General features: G+C 72.4%; 10 protein-coding genes. 3 read left to right on the forward strand and 7 right to left on the reverse strand.

Annotation, left to right across the window (positions count from 1 at the left end):
• Positions 1-138 precede the first annotated feature (138 nt).
• Together J7E94_RS12850 and J7E94_RS12855 are read left to right on the forward strand one after the other, a co-directional pair.
• Complete coding sequence (locus J7E94_RS12850) at positions 139-918, forward strand: carboxylesterase (RefSeq protein ID WP_215015087.1); 780 nt, start codon at positions 139-141, stop codon at positions 916-918.
• Complete coding sequence (locus tag J7E94_RS12855) at positions 911-1,492, forward strand: hypothetical protein (RefSeq protein WP_215015089.1); 582 nt, start codon at positions 911-913, stop codon at positions 1,490-1,492. The genes J7E94_RS12850 and J7E94_RS12855 overlap by 8 nt, the downstream gene beginning before the upstream one ends.
• Positions 1,493-2,095: 603 nt before the next feature.
• Here the strand turns inward: J7E94_RS12855 and J7E94_RS12860 are convergent.
• From J7E94_RS12860 to J7E94_RS12885, 6 genes are all read right to left on the reverse strand, one after another.
• Positions 2,096-2,860 carry an endonuclease/exonuclease/phosphatase family protein gene (locus tag J7E94_RS12860; RefSeq protein ID WP_215015091.1) on the reverse strand — a complete coding sequence of 255 codons (765 nt, stop codon included), beginning with the start codon at positions 2,858-2,860 and terminating at the stop codon, positions 2,096-2,098.
• A gap of 70 nt (positions 2,861-2,930) precedes the next feature.
• Positions 2,931-3,872, reverse strand: coding sequence for an ROK family glucokinase (locus J7E94_RS12865; RefSeq protein WP_215015093.1), 942 nt, complete (start codon positions 3,870-3,872; stop codon positions 2,931-2,933).
• A gap of 61 nt (positions 3,873-3,933) precedes the next feature.
• Positions 3,934-4,392, reverse strand: coding sequence for a DUF5304 domain-containing protein (locus J7E94_RS12870; RefSeq protein ID WP_215015095.1), 459 nt, complete (start codon positions 4,390-4,392; stop codon positions 3,934-3,936).
• 76 nt (positions 4,393-4,468) lie between these two features.
• Positions 4,469-5,689, reverse strand: coding sequence for an ArsA family ATPase (locus tag J7E94_RS12875; protein WP_215015097.1), 1,221 nt, complete (start codon positions 5,687-5,689; stop codon positions 4,469-4,471).
• Positions 5,690-5,872: 183 nt separating this feature from the next.
• On the reverse strand, positions 5,873-6,313 hold the full coding sequence (locus J7E94_RS12880; RefSeq protein WP_215015099.1) for an SRPBCC family protein: 441 nt from the start codon (positions 6,311-6,313) through the stop codon (positions 5,873-5,875).
• A gap of 78 nt (positions 6,314-6,391) precedes the next feature.
• The gene (locus tag J7E94_RS12885; RefSeq protein ID WP_215015101.1) at positions 6,392-7,168 is read right to left on the reverse strand and encodes a metallophosphoesterase; all 777 of its coding nucleotides are present in this window, start codon (positions 7,166-7,168) and stop codon (positions 6,392-6,394) included.
• A 230-nt stretch (positions 7,169-7,398) separates the two neighbouring features.
• Between J7E94_RS12885 and J7E94_RS12890 the strand changes: the two genes are divergently transcribed.
• The gene (locus tag J7E94_RS12890) at positions 7,399-9,195 is read left to right on the forward strand and encodes a long-chain fatty acid--CoA ligase (RefSeq protein WP_215015103.1); all 1,797 of its coding nucleotides are present in this window, start codon (positions 7,399-7,401) and stop codon (positions 9,193-9,195) included.
• On the opposite strand, the gene J7E94_RS12895 is transcribed toward J7E94_RS12890, so the two are convergent.
• A partial coding sequence (locus J7E94_RS12895; protein ID WP_251056574.1) for a GMC oxidoreductase occupies positions 9,183-10,079 on the reverse strand: 897 nt, incomplete at its 5' end. The genes J7E94_RS12890 and J7E94_RS12895 overlap by 13 nt on opposite strands.

Consider the following 10,079-nt stretch of genomic DNA (forward strand, 5'->3'; position numbering starts at 1 on the left):
TCTGTCGAACAGACCATATCCCCTGGCTCCCATGGGAGCGGCCCTACGGCCCTGGTCGGTGTCATCCCGGTCGCGTACGGTGAAGTCACACAGAGCAACACCCCCATCCCGACGTACATCATGATCAAGGAGACCCTGGTGCCCGTCCTCCCTGGAGCCGAGCCGTTCCGCCACGAGGGCGGAGATGTCGGCGTCCTTCTCTGCCACGGCTTCACCGGTTCCCCGCAGTCGCTGCGCCCCTGGGCCGAGTATCTGGCCGAGCGCGGGCTCACGGTGTCGCTGCCGCTGCTGCCCGGACACGGGACGCGGTGGCAGGACATGCAGCTCACGGGCTGGCAGGACTGGTACGCCGAGGTGGACCGCGCACTGCGGGAACTGCTGGACCGGTGCGAGCAGGTGTTCGTCTTCGGGCTGTCGATGGGCGGCGCGCTCAGCCTGCGGCTGGCGGCCAAGCACGGGGACGCCATCAGCGGCCTCGTGCTGGTCAACCCGGCCAACAAGGTCCACGACCCGCTGGCCTTCGCCCTCCCGGTGGCCCAGCACTTCGTCCGGTCCACGCCGGGCATCGCCAGCGACATCGCGAAGCCGGGCTCGGAGGAGGTCGGCTACGACCGGGTCCCGACCCGGGCCGCCCACTCGCTGCGGAGGTTCTTCCGGCTGGTGGACGCCGATCTGCCGCAGGTGACGCAGCCGGTGCTGCTGCTGCACAGCCGGCAGGACCATGTCGTCCCGCCGGTCGACTCGGCGCGGATCCTGGCCCGGATCTCGTCGACGGACGTCACGGAGACCCTGCTGGAACAGAGCTACCACGTCGCGACGTTGGACCATGACGCGGAGCGGATCTTCGCGGACAGCTTTGCGTTCGTCGGCCGACTGGCGGAGAGCGTGGGCAGGGAGGGGGCGGAGGCTGGTGGCTGAGCACGAGGAGCAGTCGGGCGGAGTTCCGCCGTTGGACGAGGAAGCGGCGTGGGCGGCGATCGTCGCCGGGTACGGGCAGGAGCCGCCGGACCCGCCGGGGGCCAGACCGTACAGACCGATCGAGAATCTGATGCTGCCGGAGGAGGACGTCAAGCCGGTGGGGCCCGGGCCGGAGGCGGAGCCCGGGGCGGAGCCTGGGGCTGAGCCGCCGGCTCCGCTGGGCAGCTCGGTGGTCTTCGCCCCGGGCGTCGGTGTGGGCCCGGGCCCACGGGACCACTCCCTCTCGGAGCCGAAGGACGACGACCTGACCCCGGCCGACCGGGCGGAGGAGGGCCACTTCGTCCCGCCGGAACCGGAGCTGCCGCCGGCGGACACGACGGCGAAGTTCGCGTGGCTGGCGGTGGTCGGGGGGCCGGTCCTGCTGCTGGTGGCGGTGCTGCTGCAGTGGGACATGACGTGGTGGCTGACGACGCTGGGCATCGGCGGCTTCCTGGGCGGCTTCGCGACGCTGGTCGCACGCATGCAGCACGGCGACGACGAGGACGACGACCCCGGCCGGGGCGCGGTGGTTTAGGGGCCCCGCCCGCCCTTGGGACCCCGCCCCAAACCCCGGCGAGGCCGGAATGCGGTCCGGCCAAGCAGGCGAGCGCGCCCCAAAGACCGGGGCTCCGCCCCGCACCCCGCGCCTCAAACGCCGGCGAGGCTGGAGTTTGGTCCCGCCAAGTGGGCGCCGCGGCTCAAAAACCGGGGCTCCGCCCCGCGCCTCAAACGCCGGCGAGGCTGAATTGTGTCCGGCCAAGCTCAACCGCCCGACAGGCCGCGTTGCCCGGAGGGCAATTTCAGCCTCGCCGGCGTTTGGGCGCAGGGTGCAGAGCGGAGCCCCGGAAAGCCCGGCAGCAGCCGGCTCACGGCCGCAAGCCGGAGCAACCTCAGCCTCGCCGGCGATTGAGGCGCGGGGTCTGGGGCAGAGCCCCAGGAAGCCGGACCGCAGGTTGGCTCACGGCCGCAAGCCGGTGGCGGTGGGTTGCCCGGAGGGCAAGTTCAGCCTCGCCGGCGATTGAGGCGCGGGGTCTGGGGCAGAGCCCCAGGAACCCGGGCCGCGGCTTGGCTCACGGCCACATCGCACCGGGCAGCATAGTCAGCCGCGCCGGCGTTTGAGGCGCGGGGCGCGGCCGGGCTACGGCGCAGCCGGGAGGCGGAGGGCGGCCAGGACCGGGAGGTGGTCCGTGGCGGCCAGGAGGTCCGCCGCAGCCACCCCCGCCAGCCCCGCCGGGACACCGCACGCGAGCACCTCCACACCCCCCGTCGCGAACACCGCGTCGATCCGCCGGTCCGGCGCCCCCGGTGGGAACGTCGGGCCACCGCCCCACGGGGCCACTGCCCGGCAGTCCTGAAGAGCCGCCGCCAGCCTCCCGAAGGCGGGCCCCTCCGGGCCCTCGTTCAGGTCCCCGGCGGCGATCACGTGCGGGGCTCCCAGCGACGCGACCCGGTCCAGGAGCAGACCGGCCTGGGCCCGCCGTTCCGCCGGGTCCAGCGACAGGTGGGCGCTGATGAGCCCCACCCGGGCCGCCCCGAAGCGGACCACGGCCGTCGCGAAGCCGCGCCGGTGCAGGCCGGGGGTGCGCGGCAGCAGTACGTCCTGCGTCCGCTCCACGAAGGCCCGTAGCGAGCACAGCAGCAGCGGCCCCGCCGCCGTCGCGCCCCCGCCCAGCACCACGAGGTCGGTCTTCGCGGCCAGCCGCGCCGCGTGCTTGCGCCAGCGGAAGAACCGCGGCGCCTCCTGCACGAAGACCAGGTCGGGCTCGCACGCCCGGATGACCCGGGCCAGCGCCTCCTCGTCGTCGCGCAGCGAGCGGATGTTGTAGCTGAGCACCCGGATCACGGCAGAACCGTCCGGCTCCGTACGAGACGTCGGCAGCGAAGGCAGCAGCTGTTGGTCCATGCCCGCAAGATACGCAACCGCCCGCCGCTCCCCCAGGGGGCGCGGCGGGCGGTTGCGTCAAGGGAAGGTGTCAGCCCTGGCGCGCCAGGTCCGCCGCGCCCACGAGCCCGGCCTTTCCGCCCAGCTGGGCGGCGAGGACCTGCGCGTGCGGACGCCAGGCGCCGCCGATCAGCCAGCGCTTGAAGGACTTGCGGATCGGGTCGAGGACGAGGTCGCCCTCGTCGGAGACCCCGCCGCCGACGATGAAGGCCGACGGGTCGAAGAGCGAGGCCAGGTCGGCCAGGCCCGCGCCGGCCCAGCGGGCCAGCTCGCGGAAGGAGTCGACGGCCACCAGGTCGCCCTGGCGGGCGGCCGCGCTGATGTGCTTGCCCTCGATGCCCTCGGGGGTGCCGTCGCCGAGGGACAGCAGGATCGCCGCGTTCTCGGGGGTCGCGTTGGCGCGCTGCTTCGCGTACCGGACGAGCGCGCGCCCGGAGGCGTACTGCTCCCAGCAGCCCTGGCTCCCGCATCCGCACAGCAGGCCGTCCGGGACGACCCGGATGTGCCCGAACTCGGCGGCGACGCCGAAGCGCCCGCGCCGCAGCTTGTTGCCGATGATGATGCCGCCGCCCAGGCCGGTGCCGAGCGTGATGCAGATGACGTCCTCGTGGCCCTGGCCGGCGCCGAAGCGGTACTCGCCCCAGGCCGCGCAGTTCGCGTCGTTCTCGACGACGACGGGGAGGCCGATGCGCTGCTCGACCTTGTCCTTCAGCGGCTCGTGGCGCCAGTTGATGTTCGGTGCGAAGAGCACCGTGGCGCGCTTGTCGTCCACGTAGCCGGCGGCGCCGATGCCGACGGCCTCGATGGTGTGGTTGCTGCTGACTTCGGAGACGGCGGCGCAGATGGCCTCCGTGACTCCGTCCGCGGTCGGCGGGGTGGGCACCTTGTACGTCTCAAGGATGGTGCCCTCTTCGTCGACCACGCCGGCCGCGATCTTCGTGCCGCCGATGTCGACGCCGATGGTGAGTCCCATTAGTCCCTCGGTTTCCGGTCAAACCCCGCCACGGCCAACGGTACCCGAGGGCGGCAGAGGTTCAGTCGAGATCGATCCGCTCCGTCGGGCCCGCACCAGGGCCTTCGTCGCGGGGGCCGCGCTCCTTGCGGGGGGCCGGGGGTTCGTCCCGCGTCCAGCGGCGCTCGTGGCCCTCGACGGCCGAACGGTAGGCGGCGAGCAGCTCGGAACCGGCGGCCGCGAGGTGGTCGAAGACCTCGGGGTTGCGCTCGATGACTGGCTTGGCGGCGGTCTTCGCCTGGTTGACGAACTGGCGCACGGCTCCCTGGGCGGCGCCGCCGAAGAGCGGGTGGTTCAGCCCGGAGACCTTGTCGGCGACGGCCTCGAAGAGCTTGAACAGCTCTTCGGCGGCGGTCCCGGTGTCCCCGGACCGCGTCCCTCCGCCCTGCCCGCGCAGGCGCTCCTTCTCGGCAGCGAGGTCCTCGGCGCAGGCCTTGGCCCAGGCGTCGTCGTCGGTGGGGCGGTCGGTGGCCTCGCTCATGGCGGACTCTCCTGCGGCGGCTGCTGTGCGTGCGGTACGGGCTACCTTCGACGGTACCCGAACGGCGGTACGGGGATCAGTGCGTGCGCGGCCAAAGGCCCGGGTCCGGGGTGAAGCGGATGCGGAGCGCGTCTTCGGCCAGGGCGGCGCCGGACACCGTGCAGCGGCGCAGCGCGGCGGGGAGCGGAACGATCCTGCGGTACGGGCCCGCGGTGAGCAGCAGCTCGTCGCCGCGGCGGATGAGGTCGAGCTCGCGCTTGTGCGCGCCGGGCAGCGGAACCACCCAGACGAGTACCCCGTCCTCGGCGAGCCGGTCCTCGACCGCCCAGGCCCGGCGGGGTGCGGGGTGCGGCGGGACGAGGCCGTCGGCGGTGGCGCCACCGCTGTCGGCGGCGTCGGCGAGCAGCTCCAGGTCCTGCGGGCCCCGCGGGGACCGGCCGAGGTGGGGCAGCCGGATCAGCGGGACCTCCCCGGCCCACTGGGCGGCGTACTTCTCCTGCTCGGCGGCGAGCCCGGCCAGCCAGGGGTCGGCGGAGCCCTGGGGCAGGGTGCGGTTGGCGACGACGGCGGAGACGGGCAGCTGCTGGAGGGCGAGCCCGAGCCGCCCCAGCCGGAGCGCGTCGGCGGCGGCCGGACCCGGCTCGGCGACCAGTCGCACGTCGGTGGTGTCGGCCTCGACGACGGCCTGTACGGCGGCGAGCTCCTCGTCCCAGCGGGCGGCGGCCTCGTAGAGCCACTGCGCGGGCATCGGCACCCCGGCCAGCTGGGCCAGTACGGGCCGCAGGGCGCGGGCGGCCTGCCGCTCGGCGGGGAGCAGCCGGGCGAGGTAGCGGCGCAGCTGAGCGGGGAGGGCGAGGGTGGCGACGGCCTGGTGGAGCGGGGGCATGTCGACGACGACGAGGTCGGTGCGGGGCGCGGCGGCGGCCCGGCGGAGGGCGCGCAGCAGCGCGAACTGCTCGGCGCCGGGCAGCTCGGTCAGTTCCTCGGCGCCGAGCGGGCGGGCGCCGACCATGCCGAGGAGCGTGGAGCCGCGCTCCTGGAGGGCGACGAGCTCCTCGCGGAACTCCTCGCCGGAGTCCACGCGGGCCACGCGCAGCCCGTGGGCGGCGGTGGCGGCCCGCAGCCCGGGCGCGACCTCGCCGGCCGGCTCGCCGGTGAGGGCGCCGACGGGGTCGCCGGCGTCCCCAGACAGCAGCAGCACCCGCCTCCCCTGCCGGGCCGCCGCGAGGGCGGTGGCGGCGGCGACGGTGCTCCGGCCGGAGCCGCCGGGGCCGGTGATCAGCAGGGTGTGCGGCATGGTGGGTCTACTCCGGGTAACTTCAAGGAGCTGGGGCAGGGCCCCGGCAGCGGCCCCTGGACAAGGGCTGGGGCAGGGCCCCGGCAGCGGCCCGGACACGGGGCTGGGGCAGGGCCCCGGCAGCGGCCCGGACACGGGGCTGGGGCAGGGCCCCGGGAGCGGCGGCCGGACACGGGGCAGGGGTCAGGAAGATTCCACGCGCTTCTTCAGGCCCGCCAGGGCGCGGTCGATGATCACCTTCTCGGCCTTGCGCTTGATCATGCCGAGCATCGGGATCTTGACATCCACGGTCAGCGAGTAAGTGACCTCGGTGCGCGTGCCGCCGTCCACCGGGGCCAGCCGGTAGGAGCCGTCCAGCTGTCGCAGCATCTGCGACTTGTCCAGGGTCCAGCTGACCTCGTCCGCACCCTTCCAGGTGTACGCGAGGGTGTGGTCGTCCTTGATCGCGCCCGCGTCGAGCAGCAGCCGTACCATCAAGGCGCGGCCCTCGGCGTCGGTGGCCAGCACCTCGGCCTCCTTCACCTCGCCGGTCCACTCCGGGTAGCGGGCGAAGTCGGCGATCACGGCCATCACGTCGGCCGGCGAAGCCTCGATCGTGATGCTTGAGCTGGTGTGTTCCGCCATCGCGGTCGATCCTCCGGGAGTATTCGAGGAAATGTGCGGCCTCGGGCCGCCGCTCGAAGGCTACCGTGCGTGCGGAGCTCACCACTCCAGGGCCCAGGGCCTCCCGGTCGCCGCGAAGTGCCCGACGTTCACGCACTCCGTGCTCCCGATCCGCATCCGCCGCGCCAGCGGCTGGTGCACGTGCCCGAAGAGGGCGTACCGGGGGCGGGTCCGCCGGATGGCGGCGAGCAGGGCCTCGCTGCCCCGCTCGAACCGCCGCGCCACCGTGTCGTAGCAGAGCTCCGGCACCTCCGGCGGGATGTGCGAGCACAGCACGTCCACCTCCCCCACGGCCTCCACCTTGGCGGCGTACTCCTCCACCGACACCTCGTAGGGCGTCCGCATCGGCGTGGGCAGCCCGCCGCCCACGAAGCCGAAGACCCGGCCGCCGATCTCCACCCGCTGCCCGTCGAGCACGGTGATGCCGGGGCGGACGGCGTACTCCGGCCACAGGCCCGGGATGTCGACGTTGCCGTAGGTGGCGTACGTCGGGCTGGGGAAGGCGGCGAACATCTCGGCGTACTGGCGGCGCACCGCGCCCTCGATCAGCCGCTCCCGGTCCAGCCCGTCCCACAGCCGCCGCCCGAAGTCGCGGGCCTCCTCGAAGCGGCGCGCGGTACGGAGCTCCACGATCCGGTCGGCGTTCTCGGCGCCGAAGAGGTCGGGGAAGATCCCGCGCGAGTGGTCGGCGTAGTCGAGGAAGAGAACCAGGTCGCCGAGGCAGATCAGCGCGTCGGCGCCGTCCCCTGCCCTGGCGAGGGCCTCGGTGTTGCCGTGTACGTCGCTCACGACGTGAACCCGTGTGCTGCCAGCCATGCGGTCACCCTAGGGGCGCCTGGCCACCGGCCGGTAGTGCGGGTGGTGAAAGCGGCTGGACCTGCGGTTACTTCCGAGTCGCGAACGGGGTCGACTAGGGTCGGCACGGTATGGCTGCGTCATGTGACGCAGGGAACATCTGGCCGGTTCCCTCTATCGGGAACCCACTACCGGTGGGTAACGTCCGGTCGGTCCACACGGTGGCGATGGCGCCCAGAGGAGCAGCAGTCTTGCGCGAGTTCAGCCTTCCGGCCCTGTACGAGGTCCCGTCGGACGGGAACCTGACGGATCTCATCCGCCGCAATGCCGCTCAGCATCCAGACACCGCCGTCATGAGCCGCAAGGTCGACGGCCGGTGGCAGGACGTGACCGCGACCGAGTTCCTCGCCGAGGTCCGGGCCGCGGCCAAGGGCCTCATCGCGGCCGGCATCCGCCCCGGCGACCGGGTCGCCCTCCTCTCCCGCACCCGCTACGAGTGGGTGCTGATCGACTTCGCGATCTGGAGCGCGGGCGGCATCACCGTCCCCGTGTACGAGACCAGCTCCCCCGAGCAGATCCAGTGGATCCTCGGCGACTCCGGCGCCGTCGCCGCGATCGTCGAGAGCCCCGGACACAGCGCGGCCGTGGCCTCGCTGCGCGACCGGCTGCCGGAGCTGCGCGAGGTCTGGGAGATCGAGCAGGGCGCCCTCGACACGCTGAAGAGCGCGGGCGCGGCCGTCCCCGACGCCGAGGTCGAGGAGCGCAGCAGCCTCGCCAACGCCGACGACCCGGCCACCATCGTCTACACCTCGGGCACCACCGGCCGCCCCAAGGGCTGTGTGCTGACCCACCGCAACTTCTTCGCCGAGTGCGGGAACGTGGTGGAGCGCCTCAGCCCGCTCTTCCGCACCGGCGAGTGCTCCGTGCTGCTCTTCCTGCCGGCCGCGCACGTCTTCGGCCGCCTGGTGGAGGTGGCGTCCGTACTGGCGCCGATCCGCCTGGGCTGCGTACCGGACATCAAGAACCTGACCGACGAGCTGGCGTCCTTCAAGCCGACGCTGATCCTCGGTGTGCCGCGCGTCTTCGAGAAGGTCTACAACTCGGCGCGCGCCAAGGCGCAGGCCGACGGCAAGGGCAAGATCTTCGACGCGGCGGCCGAGACGGCGATCGCGTACAGCCGCGCGCTGGACGCCCCGGGCGGCCCTTCCTTGAGCCTGAAGCTCAAGCACAAGCTGTTCTCCAAGCTGGTCTACAGCAAGCTGCACACGGTCCTCGGCGGTCGCGGCGAGTACGCGATCTCGGGCGGCGCCCCGCTGGGCGAGCGCCTCGGGCACTTCTTCCGCGGCATCGGCTTCACCGTGCTGGAGGGCTACGGCCTGACCGAGTCCTGCGCGGCCACGGCCTTCAACCCGTGGGACAAGACGAAGATCGGTACGGTCGGCCAGCCGCTCCCGGGGTCCGTGGTGCGCATCGCGGACGACGGCGAGGTGCTGCTGCACGGCGAGCACATCTTCAAGGGCTACTGGAAGAACGAGACGGCGACCGCCGAGGCGCTGACCGACGGCTGGTTCCACACCGGCGACGTCGGCACCCTCGACGAGGACGGCTACCTCGCGATCACCGGGCGCAAGAAGGAACTCATCGTCACCGCGGGCGGCAAGAACGTGGCGCCCGCGGTCATCGAGGACCGCATCCGCGCCCACGCGCTGGTGGCGGAATGCATGGTGGTGGGCGACGGGCGGCCGTTCGTGGCCGCGCTGGTCACCATCGACGAGGAGTTCCTGGGCCGCTGGGCCGCGGAGAACGGCAAGCCGGCCGGTGTGACGGCGGCGGAACTGCGCGAGGACGCGGAGCTCACGGCCGCCGTCCAGAAGGCCGTCGACGACGGCAACGCGGCGGTTTCCAAGGCGGAATCGGTGCGGAAATTCCGCATTCTGCCCTCCCAGTTCACGGAGGAGTCGGGTCACATCACGCCGTCGCTCAAGCTGAAGCGCAATGTGGTGGCGAAGGACTTCGCGGACGAGATCGAAGCGCTCTACCGCGCCTGACCGGGCAGATCCTCCGCGAGGACCCGCGCCATGTTCCGCTCGGCGAGAGCCGTAATGGTCAGGAACGGATTCACGCCGAGCGAACCGGGTACCAGGGAGCCGTCAACGACGTACAGCCCCTGATATCCCTTCGCCCGCCCGTACGCGTCCGTCGCCTGGCCGAGGACGCAGCCGCCGAGCGGGTGGTAGGTGAAGTTGTCGGCGAAGGCCTTGTTGTCGCCGAACAGATCATGCCGGTAAACGGTGAAGTTCCTCCGGTTGATGCGGTCGAAAAGACACTTGGCCGCATCCACGGACGGGGTGTTCTGATCCCTGGTCCATTTCAGCCGAGCCGAGTCACTGGCGGCATCGTAGGCAAAATGCCCCCGCTCGGGATTCTTCGTGATGGCCAGGTACATCGAGATCCAATGCTCCAGCCCCATGGGCAGCGGGGCGATCTCGGCGAAGACCGGATGGGCGGCGTTGTCCCAGTCGTCGATACCCATGGCGGGCATCGTCGCCTGGTTGGCTCCGACGGTGTCCCACAGGTGATTGGCGCGGGCGGTCATGACGTTGCCGTTGTGACCCCACCCCAACCCCACCCGGTCGCTGAGCCCTGGCAGCGTCCCGGTCTCCCGGGCCCGCAGCAGGATCTCGGTGGTCCCCAGACTCCCGGCGCCCAGGAACAGCTGCCGGCACCCGAGCTCCCGAACCTGCGTGACCCTCCCCGTGACATCACTGGTCTGAACGGTCAGCACGTACCCCCCGCCCGGGTCGCTCCGCACACCGACCACACGCTGCATGGTCTCGATGGTGACGTTCCCGGTACCGACCGCCGCGGCAAGATATGTCTTGTCGACACTCTTCTTCCCGTAATTGTTGCCTTGAAGTGCTCTCCCGGCTGA

The organism is Streptomyces sp. ISL-94 (genome assembly GCF_018614075.1).
Lineage (GTDB): Bacteria > Actinomycetota > Actinomycetes > Streptomycetales > Streptomycetaceae > Streptomyces.